The sequence below is a fragment of the Oscillibacter sp. genome, assembly GCF_028693505.1.
Taxonomy (GTDB): domain Bacteria; phylum Bacillota; class Clostridia; order Oscillospirales; family Oscillospiraceae; genus Oscillibacter.
This window is the reverse complement of record NZ_JAQUVF010000014.1, coordinates 43837-65490: the sequence shown is the minus strand read 5'-3', so window position 1 is coordinate 65490 and position 21654 is coordinate 43837. Positions and strand designations below refer to the sequence as shown.

The following is a 21654-nucleotide window of genomic DNA, read 5'->3' as shown; positions in this document are numbered from 1 at the left end:
ACCCGGCGGGAAGCGCCGAAGCCCACAGTCCCAAAAGGCGGAGCTGTTTATAAAAAAGTGTATCACAAAAAGCGGAAAGAGGAAACCCCCGGCGCAAAAAAGAGTATTAAAAACGGAATTAGATTCCGCTTTTAATAGGATTTGAAAGATTTGCGCAATAAATAACAAAGTCGAGGTTTACAGCGGAAAGGACAAGTGCTATAATAAAGCCGCATGAGACTTCGGGGGAGAGAGTCTGAATTTTCATGTTTGGCAAGATTGCTGCCGTGGGCAGCAGATTTATAGGAGGTAAGAGTTTATGGCAAGAAAGTTTAAGTCCATGGACGGTAACAACGCGGCGGCGTATGTCAGCTATGCGTTTACCGAAGTGGCGGGTATCTATCCGATCACCCCGTCTTCCCCCATGGCAGACTTGGTGGATCAGTGGGCTGCTGCTGGTCAGAAAAACATTTTCGGCACCACCGTGAAGGTGTGTGAGATGCAATCTGAGGCAGGTGCCTCCGGCACGGTGCACGGGTCTCTGGCTGCCGGTGCGATGACCACCACCTACACCGCCTCCCAGGGTCTTCTTTTGATGATCCCCAATATGTATAAGATTGCCGGCGAGCTGCTGCCCTGCGTGTTCCACGTGTCCGCACGGACCGTTTCCACGCAGGCGCTGAACATCTTCGGCGATCATTCCGACGTGATGGCCTGCCGCCAGACCGGCTTTGCCATGCTGTGCGAGAACGATCCCCAGGAGATCATGGACCTTTCTCCCGTGGCGCATCTGGCTGCCATTGAGGGCCGCGTTCCCTTCATCAACTTCTTTGACGGCTTCCGCACCTCTCACGAGATCCAGAAGGTCGCCGTGTGGAATTACGACGATCTGAAGGAAATGTGCGATATGGACGCCGTTGGGGCATTCCGCAAGCACGCGCTGAATCCCGAGCGCCCCAATATGCGCGGCTCCCACGAAAACGGCGATATCTTCTTCCAGCATCGCGAGGCGTGCAACCCCTATTACGATGCGCTGCCCGACGTGGTGGAGAAGTACATGGGCAAGATCAACGAAAAGCTGGGCACCGATTATCAGCTCTTCAACTACTATGGCGCACCCGACGCCGAGCGCGTCATCATCGCCATGGGTTCCATCTGCAACGTGGCTGAGGAAGTCATCGACTACATGACGGCCAAGGGTGAGAAGGTCGGCATGGTGAAGGTCCACCTGTATCGCCCCTTCCGGGCGGACAAGCTGCTCTCCGCCATCCCCGCCACGGCTAAAAAGATTGCCGTGCTGGACCGCACCAAGGAGCCCGGCGCGCTGGGCGAGCCTTTGTACATGGACGTGGTCACCGCGCTGGCCAACGCCGGAAAGACCGACATTGCGGTCATCGGCGGTCGTTACGGCCTCGGCTCCAAGGATACGCCGCCCCGCAGCGTGTTCGCTGTCTACGACGAGTTGGCGAAGAGCGAGATGAAGCGCCAGTTCACCATCGGCATCGTGGACGATGTGACCCACCTGAGCCTTGAAGAAAAGCCCGCTCCGCTGGTGGCTCCCGCAGGTACCATCGCCTGCAAGTTCTGGGGCCTTGGCGGCGACGGCACTGTCGGCGCCAACAAGAACTCCATCAAGATCATCGGCGACCATACCGAAAAGAACGTGCAGGCATACTTCCAGTATGACTCCAAAAAGACCGGCGGCGTCACCGTCAGCCATCTGCGCTTCGGCGACAAGCCCATCAAGTCCTCTTACTATATCAACAAGGCCGACTTTGTGGCCTGCCACGTGCCCGCTTACGTCACCAAGCACTTCCCCATCGTGCGTGACGTGAAGGCCGGCGGCACCCTGCTCATCAACTGCCAGTGGACGGGCGAGGAGCTGGGCCATCATCTGGACGCCGCCTCCAAGCGCTACATTGCCGCCAACAACGTGCAGGTGTATACCATCAACGCCATCGACCTCGCCAAGGAGATCGGCATGGGCAAGCGGACCAACACCATCTTGCAGTCCGCCTTCTTTACACTGGCCGGCGTGCTGCCCGCCGCTGAGGCCATTCAGTACATGAAGGACGCCGCCACCCATTCCTACCTGAAGAAGGGTCAGGACGTGGTGGATATGAACCACAAGGCCATCGACGCCGGCGCCACCGCCTTCAAGAAGTTCGACGTGCCCGCCGACTGGGCCAACGCCGCGGACGAGAGCGAGGACGTGAAGCTCACCGGTAAGCCCGCTCTGGTGGAGCAGGTCAAGTCCATTCTGGACCCCGTGTCCAAGATGGACGGCGACAGCCTGCCGGTATCTGCCTTCGTCAAGCATGTGGACGGCCAGTTTGAGCTGGGCGCCGCCGCTTACGAAAAGCGGGGCGTGGCCGTCACCGTTCCCACTTGGGACTCCACCAAGTGCATCCAGTGCAACAACTGCGCCTATGTCTGCCCCCACGCCACCATCCGCCCCTATGCCCTGACGGCGGAAGAAGCCGCCGCTGCCCCCGAGAGCGCCAAGCTCGCGGATGTGAAGGCCGGTAAGGGCAAGGGCGTCTACAAGTACACCATGGCTGTCTCTCCGCTGGACTGCATGGGCTGCGCCGTGTGCGTGGGCCAGTGCCCGGTGGATGCGCTGACCATGGTGCCGCAGGAGCAGGAAGCCGCGCAGCAGGACGTGTTCAACTATTGTGTGGACAAGGTCTCCGAGAAGAAGGATATGCAGGACGACACCGTCAAGGGCAGCCAGTTCAAAAAGCCCATGCTGGAGTTCTCCGGTTCCTGCGCTGGCTGCGCCGAGACCAGCTATGCCCGTCTCATCACCCAGCTCTTCGGCGACCATATGTATATCTCCAACGCCACCGGCTGCTCTTCCATCTGGGGCGGCCCCGCGGCAACCTCTCCCTACTGCACCAACAAGGCAGGCCACGGCCCCGCATGGTCCAACTCCCTGTTCGAGGATAACGCCGAGCACGGCCTTGGCATGTACCTTGGCCAGCAGGCCACCCGCGCGCGTCTGGCCGACAAGGTGAAGGAACTCTCCGGCGTGACCACCAACGATAACAAGAAGGCCGCCTGCGCGGAATATCTCGCCTCCATGGACAATTACGAGGCCAACAAGGCTGCAACGGACAAGCTGGTCGCCGCGCTGGAAGCGGACCCCGACTGCCCGTACAGCAAGGAGATTCTGGCCGACAAGGAATACCTCTCCAAGAAGTCCACGTGGATCTTCGGCGGCGACGGCTGGGCGTATGACATCGGCTTTGGCGGCGTGGATCACGTGCTGGCCTCCGGCAACGATGTGAACATCTTCGTCTTTGATACCGAGGTCTATTCCAACACCGGCGGACAGGCGTCCAAGGCCTCCAACATCGGTCAGGTCGCGCAGTTCGCGGCGGCTGGCAAGGAGATCAAGAAGAAGTCTCTGGCGGAGATCGCCATGAGCTACGGCTATATCTATGTGGCCCAGATCGCCATGGGCGCCAACCCCGCCCAGACCCTCAAGGCCATCAAGGAGGCCGAGGCCTATCCCGGTCCCTCTCTGGTCATTGCCTATTCTCCCTGCGAGATGCACAGCATCAAGGGCGGCATGATGAATGCCCAGAAGGAAATGAAGAAGGCCGTGGAGTGCGGTTACTGGAACCTCTTCCGCTTCAACCCCACGGCTCAGAGCGGCAAGTTCACGCTGGATTCCAAGGAGCCTGCCGGCGGTTATCAGGAATTCCTGATGAACGAGGCCCGGTACTCCCGTCTGACCCGCGAATTCCCCGAGCGCGCGTCCGAGCTGTTCCAGCGCAACGAAAAGAGCGCCATGGAGCGCTATCAGCACCTGCTGAAGCTCAAAGCCATGTATGAAGGCTGAGCGATTTTTAGCTGAAACGTAAAACAGAAAACGAGGGCCGCAGGATTTTTCCTGCGGCCCTCATTTTTTTAAAATAAAAACTTTGTAAAAAATCACGAAAGAAATTGCGCAAAATCGGTGGATTTGACAGGCATAACGCGCTATAATCACAGCCGAAAGAAGGTCGAATCATGAAACAACACGCTGTGGCCCCAACCGGCGGGCATTCGCAGGAGCGCACGGCGCTTTTGAGAATTTCGCTGCTGGCTCTGGCGGTGACTTTGGTGGTGGAACTGTTGAACCACAAAGTGTTTACCGCCGGGCCGGACAGCTTTTTTCGATTTATGGCGGAAAACCCACTGGCATTTCTGGTGGACGTTTGGATCGTCCTGCTGACGCTGGTTCCGGCAATTTTTCTGCGGCGCAGATTTTTTTACGCCACCCTCTTGACCGCCCTCTGGGTGGTGGGCGGCGCGGTCAACGGATTCATCCTGCTCAATCGGATGACGCCGTTTACGGTGGCCGATTTTACCGTGCTGAATACCGGCCTCGATACCCTGCCGAACTATCTTTCCACAAAATATATCGTCCTGCTGGCGGTGGCAGCAGCGGGGCTGGTGCTGGGCCTGGCGCTGCTTTTGTGGAAGGGACCGCGCAATGCGCTGCCCCGTCGTCGGCGGATGTTTTCCGGGATTTTATCCGCGCTGATCGTGTTCGGCGCGCTTTGCGGCACGTGGACGCTGGCGTTTCGTCTGGACCAGCTGTCCACAATTTTCTCCAACCTGGCGGTCGCCTACGAGGAGTACGGCTTCTCCTACTGCTTTTTGCAGACGTGGCTGAATAAGGGCATTGCCCTGCCCGCGGGCTATGGCGCACAGGCCATTGCCGACGTGGAAAAGACGGTGGGTCGGGACTTCGTTGATCCCACGCAGTCCCAAACGGACGTCAACGTGGTGTATGTGCAACTGGAGTCCTTCGTCGACCCTGCGGAGATCTCGGGTCTGGAGCTGTCGGAGGATGCCGTGCCCACCTGGACCGCATTGACGGCCAAGTATTCCTCCGGCTACCTGACGGTTCCGGTGGTGGGGGCGGGCACCGCCAACACGGAGTGCGAGGTGCTTACCGGGATGAGCACCCGGTTTTTCGGCCCCGGAGAATATCCCTATCAAACCCGGCTGAAGGACCGGACGGTGGAGTCGGTTGCCTTTGATCTGAAGGAAAACGGGTATGCAACCCACGCCATCCACAATCACCGGGCCACCTTTTACAGCCGGAATCAGGTCTATGCAAACTTGGGCTTTGACGATTTTACATCGCTGGAGTACATGCCCCGGGTGGAGCTTACGCCAAAGAACTGGGCAAAAGACAGCGTACTGACCGGGCAGATCGTCAAGGCGCTGGATGTGACGCCGGACCAGCCGGACCTTGTGTTTACGGTATCCGTTCAGGGACACGGCAAATACCCCACGGAGCCTGTTTTGGAGGACCCTGCCGTCACGGTGACGGCCTGCCCCGACGAGGATTATCGGTATGCCATAGAGTATTACGTAAACCAGATTCGGGAAATGGACCAGTTTGTGGCAGAGTTGACGGCAGCGCTGTCCCAGCGGGAGGAAAAGACCGTGCTGGTGCTCTACGGAGACCATCTGCCGTCTCTGGGGCTGGAGCATCAGGACATGAAAAGCGGGACGCTGTATCGGACGGGCTACGTGGTCTGGAACAATTTCGGCATGGAAAAGCAGGATGAGGACCTGTCGTCCTTCCAGCTTTCCGCCGTTGTGATGGGCCGGCTGGGCATTTCCACCGGCTTTGTAAATCGGTTTCATCAATCCTGCCGGGAAGAGAGTATGTACCGCTGGGACCTGCGGCTGCTGCAATACGACATGCTGTACGGGCAGAAGTATCTCTATGGCGGGCAGACGCCGTATGCGGCCACGCAGATGCAGATGGGCGTGGCGCCCATCGTCCTTGAGGGACTCAGTCAGCGGGGGGACGTGTGGTACCTCTCCGGTGAGAATTTTACCCCCTACTGCAAAGTGACGGTGAAGGGGAAGCTGCTGGATACCATCTATCTCTCCCCGTGGCTGCTGCAAGTGACGGAGGACCCCGGCACCGAGGATGCGGGCGACCTCTTCATCAGCGTTGTGGATAAACACCGGGAAATTTTGAGCGATACCGAATAAGAAAGGACGCCGATGCAGTGCATCGGCGTCCTTTTGTCAGGAAGCGGGATTTAGGAACCGGCGTGTTCGCACCGCAAGCGCAGCTGCTCCGCGGTGATGGCGTATCCATCCTCCGCCCAGCGGTCCGACGGCAGCTGGGGGGGAAGGGTCTCGCCGCGCTGACGGTAGATGGCGGAGACCACCGCATCCAGCATCCGGGGGTTTTTCACCAGCAGGGGGCCGGTGAGCTGTGAGGCGAACACGTTGTTCTGGTGAAATCCCTCGGGGGTGCGCTTTCCGCTGTTTCCAAAGCCGAGGGACAGCGCAAAGAGCAGGGGCGTTTCCACGCCCTCGATGGTGGCGCACTTATTGATAAAGCCCACCACCGGCTCCGGATACAGGTCTGTGACGCCCAGCACGTCCTCCGCAAACCGCTGGGGGCCTTGCGACGAGGTGAACGATGCCAGGGCGATGCCGGGGTACGCCGTGCCGTCTGCTGCGGTGATGGTTTTTCCCAGCAGCTCCATGGCGTTCCCGGCGAACAGCATGGCTGTTCCGCCTGCCGCGGCGTCCTTCACCGCGTCTCCAAAGCGGGCAAAATCCGCCAGAGCGGCCTTTTGGGCACGCTCTGTGCCGGCGCCCATGAAGAGAAAGTCTGCGCCGGAGAGTTCCGCCGCCTGACCGGGGGCCACGCGCTCCACGGTGACGGTGTTGCCCAGCGCCTCCAAACGGCGCGCCAGAACGGAGACATTGGCATAGCTTCCGTAGAGACTCATGAGGTCCGGGTAGAAATGAAAAATCTTCAACTCCATGGCTCAGTCCTCCTTTTCCACTTGGGAGAGCAGCTTGTCCCGGTCGGAGAAGCAGGTCACCACGTACAGCGCCTCGTCGCCCTGCGCCTTCAGCCGTGCGCATTCCGCCGGAATATCCGCGCCCACGGTCAGGCGCTCCTCCGGAATGCCGGTAAAGGAGAATCGCTCCGCAAGATCGTTGCAGTAGCGGCCGCAGAGCACGATTTTTTCCACGTGCGGGCAGTCAAGCAGGTCAAAATCAATGTCCCACAGCCAGCTGGTCTCGCTGGTGAAATACTTCCGGCTCACAGCGTCCACCATCACCATCACCGTGCAGGGCGCGGTCGTGGAGGCGATGTAGCGGAGATTGGTGTCGTAAGCGATGGAGTTTTCATGCTTGCTGGTGAGCAGCGTGCCGTGGTGCACGCCCAGCGTGAAGGTTTGCATTCGCCCGTTTTTGAGCACATAGTTGCCGATGACGCCTGCGGCGATCTCCGCCGCCACGCCGCATTCCCGGCAGGCGGCATAGGCGGCGAGAATGTTGTAGACATTGTAAATGCTGCAAAAGGCCAGCTGCACGGTGAGACTGCCGTCGATGGTGAGAAGGCCGCGCGTGAGGTCCACGGCGGTGGCGGTATAGTCCGTGGAGGGCTTGCAGTGTCCGCAGCCGGTGCAGCGATAGGCCCCGATGTGGTTATAGTGCACGTAATCGTATTCCATAGGCGCGTGGCACAACGGGCAGTAGGCCCCGTCGTGGTACACGCCGGTGGGCGCGTCGCAGGAGATGGAGCAGCGGCTTAGGCCAAACCACTTCACCGCTTCGTGTCCCGCCCCAAAACAGCTGGAGAGGGGATCGTCGGCGTTGAGGATGAGCTTTGTCTCGGGATGGATGGCGGGCAAAATGGCATCATAGACCCACTCGGGGTGACCGTTGCGGGTGAGCTGGTCCCGGTAGAGGTTGGTCACCACGAACTGCGTGGGATGGAAGAAACGGAAGCTGTGGGCAGCGTACCGCTCGTCGGACTCGATCAGCAGCACGTCCGCCTTCACCCGTCCGCCCAGCGTTGCGTGGGTGAGGACCAGTGTGGTGACGCCCTCAATCTGGTTGGAGCCCTCTTCGTTGTAGACCACGTTCCGGCCGTCCGCCCGGAGGATGGCCGCGATCATTTCCACGGTGGAGGTCTTGCCGTTGGAGCCGGTGACGGCGATGATGTGGGGCGGCATCTGGACCCGGCGCAGAATGTCCGGGCAGATTTTCAGGGCAAATTTACCGGGCATGGAGCTGCCCTTGCCCACCAGCTTTCCCACAAATCTGCCCAGCTTGCATACCAGAATCGCCAGAAACATTCTCACGGCGTTTCCATCTCCTTTTCGGAAAACTCCCGGAACTCGGCAATAGCGCGCACCGGCGCGCCGTCCGCGTTTTGAAACTTCAGTGGCAGAGCAAAGAGCATGAATTCCTTCCGGCAGACCACCTTTTTCAGGCATAGGTTCTCCAGAATGACCAGACCGCCGCCCAGCAGCGCCTTGTGGGCCAAAAAGGCGGGGTCCCGCAGGGTGTCCACGCTCAGCGCGTCGGTGCCCACGCCCTTGAGTCCGCAGGAGACCAGATACTTGGCCGCCGCCTCGTCGGGGACGGGGAAATCGTCCGCAAAATAGGCGTCCGTGCCCCAGCGCTTTTCCCAGCCGGTATAAAACAAAACGAAATCCGCCGAACGGATCAGATCGCATTTCTCCCGCAGAAGGTCCGTTGTGATGATGCTGTTGGGAGCAAGGGAGGATACGTCCAGCACCACGGCGCGCCCGCAAAACTGAGATACCGGCAGCACCTCCAGCGGCGCGCCGTCCCGCAGCAGATGGGCGGGGGCGTCCATGTGGGTGCCGGTGTGGGAGGTCAGGGACAGGCGCGTCTCCCGGTACCCGGTGCGGGTCAGGGAGCCGGTGGAGGTCAGCGTGGGGGTGGCGGAACCGGGATACGCGGGAATGTCGGGGGTGATGGTATGGGTGAGATCAATGATCATTGCTCCGTTCCTTCCTGCCTGAAATGGCCAGCGGGTTTGTTTTCGAGATAAATCATCAAAGCGGCGATATCTGCCGGAGAGACGCCGGAAATCCGACCTGCCTGTCCCAGATCCAGCGGGCGGATGGCGGTGAGCTTTTCCCGGGCCTCCAGACGCAGACCCTGCATGGTAAGATAGTCAAGATCGGGGGGCAGCCGATGGGATTCCATGCGGCGAAACTCCGCCACCTGCTTTTGCTGGCGAAGAATATAGCCCTCGTACTTAATGGAAATCTCCACCTGCTGGGCAATGTCCACGCGCAGTGCGGGCCGCTGGGGATCGAAGGGGGACAGCTCCGCGTAGTGTACGTGGGGACGCCGCACCAGCGCAATGAGGGGGCAGCCGTCGGCAACGTCGGCGGTGCCCTTTTCCGCCAGGAAGGCGCTGAGGGCGGGGGAGGGGCACACGCCCGTGTGGGTGAGCCGTTTGATCTCCCGTTCCACGGCGGCGTACTTTTCCTCCGTGGCGCGCAGCCGCTCCGGGGAGACAAGGCCAAGCTCGAAGCCCCGGCGAGTCAGCCGCCGGTCCGCGTTGTCCTGGCGCAGCAGCAATCGGTATTCGCTGCGGGAAGTCATAATGCGGTAAGGCTCCTCCGTGCCCTTGGTCACCAGATCGTCGATCAGGGTGCCGATGTAGCTTTCGCTGCGGGAGAGGATGAAGCTTGGCTTACCCAGCAGCTTGTGGGCGGCGTTGACGCCAGCCACAAACCCCTGCACGGCGGCCTCCTCATAGCCGGAGGAGCCGTTGAATTGCCCCGCGCCGTAGAGACCGGACACCGCCTTGCACTCCAGCGTGGCGCGCAGGGCCAGCGGGTCGATGCAGTCGTATTCGATGGCGTAGGCGGGGCGGGTCATCACCGCTCGGGAAAGGCCCGGCACGCTGTGCAGCATCTGCATCTGGATTTCCTCCGGCATGGAGGAGGAAAGTCCCTGAATGTACAGCTCCTCGGTTTGCAGCCCCATCGGCTCCACAAAAAGCTGGTGGCGGAGCTTGTCCGGAAAGCGGACGATTTTCGTTTCAAAGGAGGGGCAGTACCGGGGGCCGACGCCCTCAATCAGCCCGGAGTACATGGGCGCGCGGGATAGGTTTTCCTGCACGATGCGCTTCGTTTCCTCCGTGGTCCAGGTGAGATAGCACACCGCCCGGTTTTCCGGCGGCGTGACGGTGGCGTAGGAGAATGGCTCGGGCTGTTCGTCCCCCTGCTGAAGCTCCATCTCGTCAAAATCCACCGTGCGGGCGTTGACCCGTGGCGGCGTGCCGGTTTTAAAGCGCCGCAGGGGAAGGCCCAGCGAACGCAGGGAGTCGGTGAGGCGCACGGCGGCGTGCATCCCGTCGGGGCCGGATTCCTCCACGCACTCGCCCACGATGGTGCGCCCGCTCAGATAGGTGCCGGTGGCGAGAATGACCGCGCGGACGTCAAACACCGCGCCGGTGGACAAAACCACCTGACGCACAGCGCCCGCCTCCGCCCGCACCGCGATCACCTCGCCCTGACGGACGGTGAGGTGGTCTTGCTTTTCCAGCGTGTGCTTCATCCGCTCCTGATACCGGCGTCGGTCCGCCTGCGCCCGCAGACTCCATACCGCGGGGCCTTTGCCCTTGTTCAAAAGGCGGTACTGAATGCAGCATTCGTCGGCGGCTTTCGCCATCTCCCCGCCCAGCGCGTCCAGCTCCCGGACCAGATGGCCCTTGCCGGTGCCGCCGATGGCGGGGTTGCAGGGCAGGTTGCCCACGGCGTCCAGATTGATGGTAAAGACCACCGTTTCCAGTCCCAGTCTGGCCGCAGCCAGCGCCGCCTCGATGCCGGCATGTCCGGCGCCCACGACGGCAATATCAAATTGTCCGGCATAAAATTCCATCATGATGGTAAACCTCTGTGCAGCGTTAAAACGGCCACCTCCGGCCGGTTGAACAGCCGGAGCGAAGGGCCGGAATTGCCAAGCCCCCGGGTGACGAACAGGGCGGAGCCGTTTTCCTCATACAGCCCGGCGGTGTAGGAGGGAAACAGGGTGCGGTCCGTGGAGAGCAGCCCGTCGGTAAAGGGCAGGCGGATGATGCCGCCGTGCCCGTGACCGGACACCACCAAATCGGCGCCCAGCAGACTGTATTGCTTTTCAAACCGATCGTTGCGGTGGGCCAGCAAAAGCCAAAAGGGGTCGCCGCACTCCGCGTAGATCTCGGCAGAGAGTTCCTCCGGCGTTTTCTGATCGGCGTAGCCGTTGGGATCGTCGATACCGGATAGAATCACGGAATCGCCGCCGCGCTCCAGCACCTCAAACCGGTTGGAGAGCACGGTGACGCCGTGGGCCGTCAGGGTCTCCTTCAAAGCCGGTACGTCGCCCACGGCCCATTCGTGGTTGCCGGTGACGTAGTAGGTGGGGGCGATGGCGCTCAGTCCGTCCGCCACGGCGGCGGCATAGCCCTGCGGAATCTCCCGCATGCGGTCCAGCAGGTCGCCCAGCAAAAAGATGTATTCCGGGGACTGGGCGCGGACCGTCTCAAACAAAGCTTTGTTCCCCTCCCCGAAGGAAGTGCTGTGCAGGTCCGCCAGCACGACGATCCGGCAGCCGTCAAAGCCAGTGGGCAGACGGGAAAAAACGGGGTCAAAGGAAGTGACCTGCAAGGCGGTGTTGTCCCAGCGGACAAAGCACCCGACAAGGATAACAGAGAGCAGAAAAATCAGAAACGCCCGGACCGGGCGATGCCTTTTCGCGTGTTTTCGCATAGAGGGCGGCCCCCTTTGCCGCCGAAATAAAACGCGCCGAAGCGCGTGAAAAAAGCAAATGCAGGCAGTCTTTCAAACGGTGCATTGACACAAAGAACGCCTCCTGCGCGGCGCGGAAATTCGATTGCATTCATAGAATCAATTGATTATATCATAGGAAGTATTTGCATAGCGAGAGAAAAAATATACAAAGAACGCTTAACTTTTGGGGGAAATTCCGAGGGTTCCGGGCGTTTTGCACACGAGTCACAGAAAATCGGCAAACTATACAAAGAATTAACACAAAGTTCATTAAATATGACTATTGACCTCTTGCGTATTTTGAAAAGGCATGCTATAATCAACTCAATTACAAAAGAAGGAGGAAACTATATGACAGAATGGACTGTGCTTCGCGCAGCAGATGTAGATGATCTGATTTTTCACGATGATGTTTGGTCTTACAGCGAGCGGTAAAGCAAAGAAAAGGAAACCACGCCCGGTTGGCGTGGGTTTTTTCTTTTTTCGCCGCTGAGAGGAACTACCGAAAAAAATAAACGGCAGCCGCCACCGCGGTTGCCGCGCAGATTGCCGCCGCCCGTAAAAACGGGCGGTTTTTTTAATAAACTTTAAAAAAAGAGTAAGAAAAGTCGAAAAAAAGAAAAAAGACCGTGGAATTTCGTGAAGAGATATGATACGCTCTTCTTGGAAGAAACATCCTTTTGCGAGGCTTCCTGAAGCGGGAAGGGATGGCCCTTCAAGGAGGAGAGAGTATGAAAAGAATTTTATGCCCCCTGCTGCTGGCGGCGCTGCTTCTTTCAGGCTGTGCAAACACGGCGCAGATGGCTCCGCAGGTCAGTGAGGAGCCCCGGTCGGCTCCTGCTGCCGGGCCGACAGCGGCCCCCGCCGTGGAGACTGCCGCCGCGCCTGCGCCGACGCAGACGGAAGGGAATTTATCCGCCGCGCTGGTGGAGAGCGAGCCGCGCCCGCTGTCGGAGGATGAAATTGCCGGGGCCTATGAGCGGGCGGTGACGGCATACGGCTGGTTTGTCCTCTCGCCGCTGCCGGACACGGGGCAGGTGGTGATGGAGGGCGATACCGCCTATCGCCGGGTAGACACCCGGGGAATGACCGAGCTGGACGACCTGCGGACCTATCTTGGCGGGGTGTTCTCGCCGGAAATTATCGAGCGTTTGCTGGATGGAGAGGGCGAGGGCGTGGCCTATCGGGATATCGACGGAGCGCTGTATGTGACCGGTGTGGGCCGCAGACGGGATAGCGCCAAGGGCGCCACCCGGCTCCAGACGAAACAGCTCAGCGGCACAGAGTATTCCGTCAATGTGACGGTGGAAGTGCTTGACAGCACGCAGGAAACGGTTACCGGCCTGGAGTGCTGGTCCTTTCCCTACGTATTTACCGGCGACCGATGGGTCTTTACGGATTTTCGCCTGATATTTTAAAAAATGAGTAAGGCCGGGACATCGTATGTCCCGGCCTTTTTAAAATGAGACTGCAATGGGGATAATGCAAGAAAACAACCGGTGTTTTTAGCTAAAACGTAAAAGTACGTACGATTGCGCAATTAACGATGGAATGTTGCTTGAAAAACCATAAGTCTGTGCTAAAATAAGTAAGACTGATGGTACGAAACCAATATTGGAGGGGAACGAACATGGAAAACCTGTTCTGGATCGGATTTGTCGGCGCGTTGATCGCGGGTATTTTTGCTTGGACGCAGGCAAGAAAAGTGATGGCCTATTCTGAGGGTACCGAAAAGATGCGCAAAATTGCCGCCAATATCCGGGAGGGCGCCAACGCGTATCTCAAGCATCAATACGCAACGGTGTGCAAAGTATTTGCCGTGGTATTTGTGATCCTGCTGCTCATCGCCTTTGCAACCGGCGGAAAGATGCTCTCCCGGTTTACGCCCTTCGCCTTTGTCACCGGCGGAATCTACTCTATGCTGGCCGGTTTCATCGGCATGAAGATCGCAACCAACGCCAACGCGCGGACGGCGCAGGCGGCCTCGGAAAGCCTGAATCGCGGGCTGCGGGTGGCCTTTTCTTCCGGCTCGGTCATGGGCTTCACCGTGGTGGGCCTTGGCATGCTGGACGTCACCATGTGGTTTTTCATCCTGCACATGGGCTTTGGCATCACGGACCCCCTGGAACTGGGCAACATTATGGTCATGAACGGCATGGGTGCATCCTTTATGGCGCTGTTTGCCCGTGTGGGCGGCGGTATTTACACCAAGGCTGCCGACGTGGGCGCGGATCTCGTGGGCAAGGTGGAAGCAGGCATTCCGGAGGATGACCCCCGGAACCCCGCCACCATTGCCGACAACGTGGGCGACAACGTGGGCGATGTGGCCGGTATGGGCGCGGACCTGTACGAATCCTATGTCGGCTCCATTCTGGCGACTTTCGCGCTGGGCGCGGCGGGCGGGTACGGATTTTCCGGTATGCTGCTGCCGTTGCTGCTTGCCGCGGTGGGCATTGTCTGCTCCATCATCGGCTCCTTCTTTGTCCGCACCAAGGAGGACGCGGATCAGATGTCCCTGCTGCGCTCTTTGCGCACCGGGACCTACCTGGCGGCCGCACTCTCCGCTGTGGCGGCGGCTCCCCTGACGTATTTTACCGTGGGCAACTGGGGCGTCTATGTGGCGATCCTCTGCGGCCTTGTGGGCGGCTGCGCCATTGGGTACTTTACGGAATATTACACCTCCGACAGCTATAAACCCACTCAGGAGCTGGCGGCGGCCTCCGAAACCGGCTCCGCCACCATCATCATTGGCGGAATTTCTCTGGGACTCAAATCCACCATGGTATCCATCCTGATCGTGGCGGCGGCGACGCTTATCAGCTTCTTCGCAGCCGGCGGCAGGGCTTCCTTTAATCTGGGCCTGTACGGCATCGGCATCACCGCCGTGGGCATGCTCTCCACGCTGGGCATCACGCTGGCTACCGATGCTTACGGTCCCGTGGCGGACAACGCCGGCGGCATCGCGGAGATGAGCGGGCTTCCGGAGGAGGTCCGTCAGCGCACCGACGCGCTGGATTCTCTGGGCAACACCACCGCGGCCACCGGCAAGGGCTTTGCCATCGGCTCTGCGTCCCTGACGGCGCTGGCGCTGCTGGTTTCCTATGTGAACATTGTGCAAAGCGGCACGGAGGAGGTGCTGGACCTCTCCCTCACCAACCCGCTGATTCTGGTGGGATTGTTTCTGGGCGCCATGCTGACCTTCGTGTTCTCCGCCTTCACCATGAGCGCGGTGCAAAAGGCGGCCCAGTCCATCGTGATGGAGGTCCGCCGCCAGTTCCGGGAGATTCCCGGCATCATGGAATACAAGGCCGACCCGGATTACGCTTCCTGCGTGGGTCTTTGCACCAAGGGCGCGCTGCGGGAGATGGTGGCGCCCGCCCTGCTGGCCATCGTCGTGCCCATCCTCACCGGACTGGTCCTCGGTCCCATCGGCGTGGTGGGGCTGCTGGGCGGCGTGTCCGTCACCGGGTTTGCCATGGCGGTGTTCATGTCCAACGCCGGCGGCGCATGGGACAACGCCAAAAAGTATATCGAGGGCGGACATCACGGCGGCAAGGGCTCTCCCCAGCACAAGGCCGCTGTGGTGGGCGACACTGTGGGCGACCCCTTCAAGGATACCTCCGGCCCCTCCCTGAATATCCTCATCAAGCTGTGCTCCACGGTTTCCATCGTGTTCTCCGGATTGATTTTGTCCTTCAACCTGATGAATCTGCTGTAAAAGCACCCCTCCGGCGCCCTCCGCTTTTGCGGAGGGCGCCGTGCCGCTTCCGGTTTCCCGTTTGAGGCAAAACAGGCAGTGCCCGGAAAAAGAAAATAATATTGGGAAGCGTGCCGGGTTGCTTGACAAGGTAATCGTTTACCGATATAATTAACAAGGAAAACCTGCGGAAGCCGTGAAGAATTCCGGCATTCCGAAAATACATACGAAGAAAGGATTGTGCGAACATGATCTACTCTACCGAAGTACAGAATATGTGCCCCGTTGCCAAGGGCGCGTATCATGGCCCCGCCCCCATCCCTGAGGAGGGGAAATGGGTGCAGGCCAAGGAGATCAAGGATATCTCGGGCCTGACCCACGGCGTGGGCTGGTGCGCGCCCCAGCAGGGCGCCTGCAAGCTGACGCTGAACGTGAAGGAGGGCGTCATTGAGGAGGCGCTGGTGGAGACGCTGGGCTGCTCCGGCATGACCCACTCCGCCGCCATGGCGTCGGAAATCCTGATTGGCAAAACGCTGCTGGAGGCGCTGAACACCGATTTGGTGTGCGACGCCATCAACACCGCCATGCGGGAGCTGTTTTTGCAGATCGTTTACGGGCGGACCCAGACGGCCTTTTCCGAGGGCGGATTGCCCGTCGGCGCTTCCTTGGAGGATCTGGGCAAGGGCCTGCGAAGCCAGGTGGGCACCATGTTTGCCACCAAGGCCAAGGGACCCCGCTATCTGGAGATGGCGGAGGGCTATGTGACCCGGGTGGCGCTGAACAAGGACGACGAGATCGTCGGGTATGAGTTCATCAATCTGGGCAAGATGATGGACAGCATCAAAAAGGGTGTGGATGCAGGCGAGGCACTGGAAAAGGCCAAGGGACACTACGGCCAGTTTGAAAATGCCGCCAAATACATCGACCCCCGTCAGGAATAAGAGAAGGAGGAATTGAACATGGCTCTGTTTGAAAGCTACGAAAGAAGAATCGATAAAATCAATTCCGCCCTGACGCAGTACGGAATTTCCAGTGTGGAGGAGTGCCGCGAGATCTGCAAGGCCGCCGGCTTTGACCCCTATGAGATCGCGAAGGGGATTCAGCCCATCTGCTTTGAAAACGCCTGCTGGGCGTACTGCGTGGGCGCTGCCATCGCGCTGAAATCCGGCGTCAAGACCGCCGCCGAGGCCGCCGAGGCCATCGGAATCGGCCTTCAGGCCTTCTGCATCCCCGGCTCTGTGGCCGAGGACCGGAAGGTGGGTTTGGGTCACGGCAACCTGGGCGCCATGCTGCTGCGGGACGAGACCAAGTGCTTTGCCTTCTTGGCGGGCCACGAGTCCTTTGCCGCCGCTGAGGGCGCCATCGGCATTGTCCGCAACGCCAACAAGGCCCGCAAGGCCCCGCTGCGGGTGATTTTGAACGGCCTTGGCAAGGACGCCGCCCAGATCATCTCCCGCATCAACGGGTTTACCTATGTGCAGACCCAGTTTGACTATTATACCAGCGAGCTGACCATCGTCCGGGAAGTCCGCTATTCCGAGGGCGAGCGGGCGGACGTGCGCTGCTTTGGCGCGGACGATGTGCGGGAGGGCGTGGCCATCATGCACCACGAGGGCGTGGACGTCTCCATCACCGGCAACTCCACCAACCCCACCCGGTTCCAGCATCCCGTGGCGGGCACCTATAAAAAAGAGTGCATCGAGCAGGGGAAGAAGTACTTCTCCGTGGCCTCCGGCGGCGGCACCGGCCGCACGCTGCACCCGGACAATATGGCTGCCGGACCTGCCAGCTACGGCATGACCGACACCATGGGCCGGATGCACTCCGACGCCCAGTTTGCAGGCTCCTCCTCCGTCCCCGCACACGTGGAGATGATGGGCTTTCTCGGCATGGGCAACAACCCCATGGTCGGCGCGACCGTGGCCGTCGCTGTGGCTGTTGCTGAGAGCCAGAAGTAAGGAAAACAGCGGTTTTCCGAAATTTTTTACTGCAAATGAAAGCACCCGATTCCAATTGGAATCGGGTGCTTTTGCCAGTTTGTCAACAGGTTGTCAGCCAAATCTTTCGGAATGAAACCTTGCGCCTGAAAAGCCAAATCCAAAGTGGGTGACCAACGACGCGGAGTTCCGCTTATTTTGGACAGCAAGCGCGCTTCGTTGCTTCATGCAAATAATTGGTCAACTTAGTCGGAGACTTTGCCTATTTTTTATTTTTGAATCGCACTTCCCGATACTTACACGGCGCTGTGCCCACATTTTTTTTGAAGATTCTGGTGAAATAGCTCTGGTCGTCGAATCCCACGGAATAGGCGACCTCCGCAATGGGGAGGGCCGTATTGCTCAGCAATTCCTTCGCCTTTTCGATGCGCAGCCGGTTGACGTACTCCGTAAAGGTGCAGCCCAGCTCGCTTTTTATCACCCGGCAGAAATAGGACTTGGACAAATAGGCCTGCTCCACCACCTGATTCAGCGACAGCTTTTCGGCCAGATGCTCCTTGATGTAGGCTGTGGTCTTGTAAATGGTGTTGCGGTGCTTGATATCGCTGAAATCAAACACAAAACTCACGAATTTGTGCAGAATCAGCCCGATCCAGCGATTCAGCTTTTCAATCCCATCCATAGAACCGGCCTCTTGATCGTAGCGGCGGCAAAGGGAAAAGATCTCATCCATGTCGGCGCCGCCGTCGATGGCGGCCCGACTCATCAGAACCAGCAGCTCCCGCATGCGGGTCTTGATTTCCTCCAGATTGTTTTCAGAGGCACTGTACAGGTGCACCAACAGCTCGTTGAGCAGGTTCTGGGCAGCTTCCTTGTCCCCCACGCGGATATGCTCCTGCAACAGCCGTTCCTTTTCAATGGGATAGCTGCTGCCCTCTTTGCCGGTCAAATCGTACATCATCTGGAGCATTGCGGCCTGAGAACCGGAGTCCACATCCGGCGGCGCCTCTGCCAGTGAGAAGGATGCCACCGCGGCTGCAATCATTTCGCACAGGGAATGGGTTTGAGCCGTCGTCAATTTGGGGACCGGCTGCAAAGTCTCCGCCTGCCCCATGGGGTCCTCAAAAAGGTCATCCGTGTCATTGGTCATCATGACGGGACCGACGATCAGGCTGTATCGAATGCTCTCCCACTCTCCGGCGGGAGTTGCCGCAATGAATACCAGTCCCCGCGGGCAGTAGTAGATATATTTCATTCCCCATCGCTCCGCCTCATAGGTGCCGTATAAATGGGTTGTGTATGCATCGCAATTGCAGGCGGAGCAGCCAATGTGGAAGGGCTCCCGTAAAAAGGACCGTTCCTCCACATCCAGTAAAGTCGTGTGAATGCCGGTGAGCGTCTCGATATGTCGGCACAAATGCATACAGCGTTCTGACAGTTCCATGCAGGTTCCTTTCTCTGTTTCTCTCGTGCTGCCTGAATAGGAGTCCCGCTCCTTCAAATTCGCCGGGGCTTCCAAACAGGGGCGCTGGCATAAAACCACGGGCAAACGCGCTCTGTCGACAAAATTTATCCGCCTGCCAAATAGAAGGTTTGCCGCAGCCTGTTGTAATTACGTACGAGTATCTTAGTAAAATTATAGGGATAAATTATTTATTTTGTCAATGAATAGTGTATTAGTTTCCGATCTTGAAGTCAATCTTTTGTTTTAGGAGTATTTAGCCATAAAATTTTAGACCTTTTTCGACCGTTCTTTGTATTAAATTTTTATTTTTGGGAAAATCTCATCCAGTTTCGGAAAACGAGTTGACTCTTCTTGGAATTCATATTAAATTTTGGACAGATCAATGGTATTGGGTCCTGCGCCGCTGCCTTCGCTGCTCCCCTCCATCGGTAAGATGGAATATCTGATGTGGTGGGCAGAAAAGTGCCTAGGGGCGCTGGAACCGGTTCCAAACAGCTAACAAACCGAAAGAATGGAGAAAATGGTATGAAAAAGATACTCAGCATCGTTTTGGCCCTTGCTCTGATTGCCTCTCTCGCGGCCTGCGGCGGTTCCAAAACGGACGCAGCTCCTGAGACCACAGCTCCCTCCGACACGACACCCGCCGCCTCCGGCAGCGGCTACACAGGCGGAGAGTACAAGCTGACGGCCTCCTCTCACATGGCTCCCGAAGATCTGGTTTCCATGTACATGGATGATTTCTGTGATCGCGTGGAGGAGAAGTCTGAGGGAAAAATCACGTTTGACCGCTTCTATTCCAGCCAGATCGCCAATCAGGCCGAGTCTGCGGAAGGCCTCAAGGTAGGCACCATCGATGTTTCCCTCAACGACTGGGGCAGCATGGCGTCCGTAAACGGGTATACCAAGGGCAGCGTGGTATCTCTGGGCTACCTGTTTAGCAGCTACGATCACCTGAAGGCTTTTGCTGCCAGCGATGACTATAAGCAGATGCAGCAGGAGCTGATTGACCAGACCGGTATCCGCAATCTGGCAATGGGCGCCAGCGGCTTCCGTCATGTGGCTACCAAGAATGCACCCATTACCTCCGTGGACGATTTTAAGGGCCTGCGTATCCGCGTGCCTGATATCGCCATCTACGTGAATACCTTCCAAGCGCTGGGCTGCGCCACCACCATCGTGGCAAACTCCGAGGTCTACACTGCTTTGCAGACCGGCATCGTGGATAGCGTTGAAAACCCCATTCAGACGATCTGGAACATGTCCTGGTATGAGCAGATTGACTACATCAACGAAACCAACCACATTTTCTGCGATCAGGACCTGTTTATGAATGAGGACTCCTTCCAGAACCTGGATTCCGAGGCCCAGGCGGTGGTTCTTGAAGCCGCCGCAGAGGCCAGCGCCGTCAATATGGAGCTGGCGGAAAGCAAGAGCGAGGAGTTCCTGCAAAACTGCATCGACGCGGGCGTGGAGTACAATACCTTTGATACTGCGCCCATCGTTGACATTATGAAAAATCAGGTGTGGCCGTCCTTCTTTGCGTCGGTTGACGGCGGCGAAGAGCTGGTCAACCGCATCCTCGCGCTGGCCTGATTCCGTTTTCCCGCGATCAATATAAAACTGCGCGGCGATATGAACACCATACCGCCGCGCAGTTTTCCACAAGGACTGGAGCTGCTCAGTGCGGCGCACAGAAGCGGCAGGGCGCCTGCACGGCCGAAAGGTTTAAGATAGCAGTTTGATATGTTTTTGTATTAGATTTTTATTTTTTGAAGGATTTGACCCAAATGGGTTGTAAAGATTGAAAAAATGTCGGCGGTAGATTATTCTTAATTTTAGAAAATGTGACAAATGTAGGTTCTGTATAAACCGAAAGGATGGAGAAAAAAATGATGAAAAAAGTGTGTAGCTTCTTTTTGGCGCTTACGTTAATGTGCTCCCTCGTGGCCTGCGGCGGTTCTGGGACAGAAAAGACCCCCGAGTCCACGGCACCCGCCGACGCGGCTTCCACCAACTCCGGCAGTGGCTACGCGGGTGGAGAGTACAAGCTGATGGCGTCCTCTCATGTTGCGCAGGAAGAACTGGCTTCCATTTACATGGCCAATTTCTGCGACCTTGTGGAAGAGCGGTCTGAAGGCAAGATCACGTTTGACCGGTTCTATTCCAGCCAGATCGCCAACCAGGCCGAGTCTGCCGAAGGGCTGAAGGTCGGGACAATGGATGTCGCCATCAACGATTGGCCTTCCATGTCCTCCGTCAACGGCTTTTCCAAGGGCGACGTCATGGCTTTGGGGTATCTGTTCAATAGCTTCGATCATGTCAAAGCCTTTGCCGCCAGTGATGATTATGCGCAAATGTGTCAGGAATTGATCGACCAGTGCGGAATCCGATGCCTGGCAGTGGGCGCCAGCGGCTTCCGTCAGGTTGCCACAAAAAATGCCCCCATTACCTCAATTGATGATTTCCAGGGCCTCAGAATCCGCGTGCCGGATATCTCTATTTATGTAAATACCTTCCAGGCGCTGGGCTGCGCTACCACGATTGTGGCAAACTCCGAGGTCTATACGGCGCTGCAAACTGGAATTGTGGACAGCGTTGAGAACCCGGTTCAGGGTATTTACAATATGTCCTGGTATGAGCAGCTCAATTACATCAATGAGACCAACCACATTTTCTGCGACATTGACTTGTTTATCAATGAAGAGAAATTCCAGTCTCTGGACAAGGAGGCACAGGCCGTGCTGATGGAGTGTGCGAAGGAGGCCAGCGGCCAGAATCTGGAGATGACGGAGGAAAAGAACGACGAGTATATCAAGCTGTGCGAAGAGGCCGGCTGTAAGTACTCCACCTTCGATACCGCGCCCATTGTCGACGTGATGAAAAGCCAGGTGTGGCCCGCTTATTTTGCAGCCGTTGACGGCGGCGAAGAGCTGGTGAACCGGATTCTTGCGTTGGCTTGATCGGCCTTGTATCCGTTTGCCGCGCTTTCCG

Annotated in this window: 15 protein-coding genes; 9 read left to right on the top strand and 6 right to left on the bottom strand. The window is 58.2% G+C overall.

Going from position 1 to position 21654, the window contains the following annotated elements; genetic code table 11:
* Positions 1 to 298 precede the first annotated feature (298 nt).
* Positions 299 to 3826 carry a pyruvate:ferredoxin (flavodoxin) oxidoreductase gene (gene nifJ / locus PHI30_RS06045; protein ID WP_300025297.1) on the top strand — a complete coding sequence of 1176 codons (3528 nt, stop codon included), beginning with the start codon at positions 299 to 301 and terminating at the stop codon, positions 3824 to 3826.
* 170 nt (positions 3827 to 3996) lie between these two features.
* Positions 3997 to 5988 carry an LTA synthase family protein gene (locus PHI30_RS06040; RefSeq protein WP_300025294.1) on the top strand — a complete coding sequence of 664 codons (1992 nt, stop codon included), beginning with the start codon at positions 3997 to 3999 and terminating at the stop codon, positions 5986 to 5988.
* A 50-nt stretch (positions 5989 to 6038) separates the two neighbouring features.
* Here PHI30_RS06040 and PHI30_RS06035 read toward each other — a convergent pair whose 3' ends face one another.
* Genes PHI30_RS06035 through PHI30_RS06015 form a run of 5 tightly spaced genes read right to left on the bottom strand, consistent with a single transcriptional unit; the run spans position 6039 to position 11543 of the window.
* Positions 6039 to 6779: a hypothetical protein gene (locus tag PHI30_RS06035; protein ID WP_300025291.1), complete on the bottom strand. Its 741-nt coding sequence runs from the start codon at positions 6777 to 6779 to the stop codon at positions 6039 to 6041.
* Positions 6780 to 6782: 3 nt separating this feature from the next.
* Positions 6783 to 8105 (bottom strand): MurT ligase domain-containing protein, encoded by a 1323-nt coding sequence (locus PHI30_RS06030; protein ID WP_367186342.1) that lies wholly within the window; start codon positions 8103 to 8105, stop codon positions 6783 to 6785.
* A gap of 2 nt (positions 8106 to 8107) precedes the next feature.
* Positions 8108 to 8779 carry a cyclase family protein gene (locus PHI30_RS06025; protein WP_300025285.1) on the bottom strand — a complete coding sequence of 224 codons (672 nt, stop codon included), beginning with the start codon at positions 8777 to 8779 and terminating at the stop codon, positions 8108 to 8110.
* On the bottom strand, positions 8776 to 10677 hold the full coding sequence (gene mnmG / locus PHI30_RS06020) for a tRNA uridine-5-carboxymethylaminomethyl(34) synthesis enzyme MnmG (protein ID WP_300025303.1): 1902 nt from the start codon (positions 10675 to 10677) through the stop codon (positions 8776 to 8778). Before mnmG ends, PHI30_RS06025 begins: the two co-directional genes overlap by 4 nt.
* Positions 10677 to 11543 (bottom strand): metallophosphoesterase, encoded by an 867-nt coding sequence (locus tag PHI30_RS06015; protein WP_300025283.1) that lies wholly within the window; start codon positions 11541 to 11543, stop codon positions 10677 to 10679. Before PHI30_RS06015 ends, mnmG begins: the two co-directional genes overlap by 1 nt.
* A 45-nt stretch (positions 11544 to 11588) precedes the next feature.
* Here PHI30_RS06015 and PHI30_RS06010 point away from each other — a divergent pair, with 45 nt between their 5' ends.
* From PHI30_RS06010 to PHI30_RS05990, 5 genes are all read left to right on the top strand, one after another.
* A complete protein-coding gene (locus PHI30_RS06010; RefSeq protein WP_300025281.1) occupies positions 11589 to 11999 on the top strand; it encodes a hypothetical protein in 411 nt (136 codons plus the stop codon).
* A gap of 296 nt (positions 12000 to 12295) precedes the next feature.
* Positions 12296 to 12982 carry a hypothetical protein gene (locus PHI30_RS06005; protein WP_300025278.1) on the top strand — a complete coding sequence of 229 codons (687 nt, stop codon included), beginning with the start codon at positions 12296 to 12298 and terminating at the stop codon, positions 12980 to 12982.
* Between the two features lie 212 nt (positions 12983 to 13194).
* A complete protein-coding gene (locus tag PHI30_RS06000) occupies positions 13195 to 15282 on the top strand; it encodes a sodium-translocating pyrophosphatase (RefSeq protein WP_300025275.1) in 2088 nt (695 codons plus the stop codon).
* A gap of 227 nt (positions 15283 to 15509) precedes the next feature.
* Positions 15510 to 16202 carry an iron-sulfur cluster assembly scaffold protein gene (locus PHI30_RS05995; RefSeq protein ID WP_300025272.1) on the top strand — a complete coding sequence of 231 codons (693 nt, stop codon included), beginning with the start codon at positions 15510 to 15512 and terminating at the stop codon, positions 16200 to 16202.
* A gap of 18 nt (positions 16203 to 16220) precedes the next feature.
* Positions 16221 to 17219: a GGGtGRT protein gene (locus PHI30_RS05990; protein ID WP_300025269.1), complete on the top strand. Its 999-nt coding sequence runs from the start codon at positions 16221 to 16223 to the stop codon at positions 17217 to 17219.
* Between the two features lie 241 nt (positions 17220 to 17460).
* Here PHI30_RS05990 and PHI30_RS05985 read toward each other — a convergent pair whose 3' ends face one another.
* Positions 17461 to 18642, bottom strand: coding sequence for a helix-turn-helix domain-containing protein (locus PHI30_RS05985; protein ID WP_300025266.1), 1182 nt, complete (start codon positions 18640 to 18642; stop codon positions 17461 to 17463).
* Between the two features lie 546 nt (positions 18643 to 19188).
* Between PHI30_RS05985 and PHI30_RS05980 the strand changes: the two genes are divergently transcribed.
* Together PHI30_RS05980 and PHI30_RS05975 are read left to right on the top strand one after the other, a co-directional pair.
* Complete coding sequence (locus PHI30_RS05980; RefSeq protein WP_300025264.1) at positions 19189 to 20256, top strand: TRAP transporter substrate-binding protein; 1068 nt, start codon at positions 19189 to 19191, stop codon at positions 20254 to 20256.
* A 299-nt stretch (positions 20257 to 20555) separates the two neighbouring features.
* Positions 20556 to 21623, top strand: a complete 1068-nt coding sequence (locus PHI30_RS05975) for a TRAP transporter substrate-binding protein (protein ID WP_300025261.1) — start codon at positions 20556 to 20558, stop codon at positions 21621 to 21623.
* The last annotated feature ends 31 nt before the right edge of the window (positions 21624 to 21654 follow it).

Coding starts and splice junctions, on each gene's coding strand:
- PHI30_RS06000 (WP_300025275.1), top strand. CDS start 13,195: ATGGAAAACCTGTTCTGGATCGGATTTGTCGGCGCGTTGATCGCGGGT.
- PHI30_RS06015 (WP_300025283.1), bottom strand. CDS start 11,543: ATGCGAAAACACGCGAAAAGGCATCGCCCGGTCCGGGCGTTTCTGATT.
- PHI30_RS05990 (WP_300025269.1), top strand. CDS start 16,221: ATGGCTCTGTTTGAAAGCTACGAAAGAAGAATCGATAAAATCAATTCC.
- PHI30_RS05975 (WP_300025261.1), top strand. CDS start 20,556: ATGAAAAAAGTGTGTAGCTTCTTTTTGGCGCTTACGTTAATGTGCTCC.
- mnmG (WP_300025303.1), bottom strand. CDS start 10,677: ATGGAATTTTATGCCGGACAATTTGATATTGCCGTCGTGGGCGCCGGA.
- PHI30_RS06025 (WP_300025285.1), bottom strand. CDS start 8,779: ATGATCATTGATCTCACCCATACCATCACCCCCGACATTCCCGCGTAT.
- nifJ (WP_300025297.1), top strand. CDS start 299: ATGGCAAGAAAGTTTAAGTCCATGGACGGTAACAACGCGGCGGCGTAT.
- PHI30_RS06005 (WP_300025278.1), top strand. CDS start 12,296: ATGAAAAGAATTTTATGCCCCCTGCTGCTGGCGGCGCTGCTTCTTTCA.
- PHI30_RS06035 (WP_300025291.1), bottom strand. CDS start 6,779: ATGGAGTTGAAGATTTTTCATTTCTACCCGGACCTCATGAGTCTCTAC.
- PHI30_RS05980 (WP_300025264.1), top strand. CDS start 19,189: ATGAAAAAGATACTCAGCATCGTTTTGGCCCTTGCTCTGATTGCCTCT.
- PHI30_RS06030 (WP_367186342.1), bottom strand. CDS start 8,105: ATGTTTCTGGCGATTCTGGTATGCAAGCTGGGCAGATTTGTGGGAAAG.
- PHI30_RS05995 (WP_300025272.1), top strand. CDS start 15,510: ATGATCTACTCTACCGAAGTACAGAATATGTGCCCCGTTGCCAAGGGC.
- PHI30_RS05985 (WP_300025266.1), bottom strand. CDS start 18,642: ATGGAACTGTCAGAACGCTGTATGCATTTGTGCCGACATATCGAGACG.
- PHI30_RS06040 (WP_300025294.1), top strand. CDS start 3,997: ATGAAACAACACGCTGTGGCCCCAACCGGCGGGCATTCGCAGGAGCGC.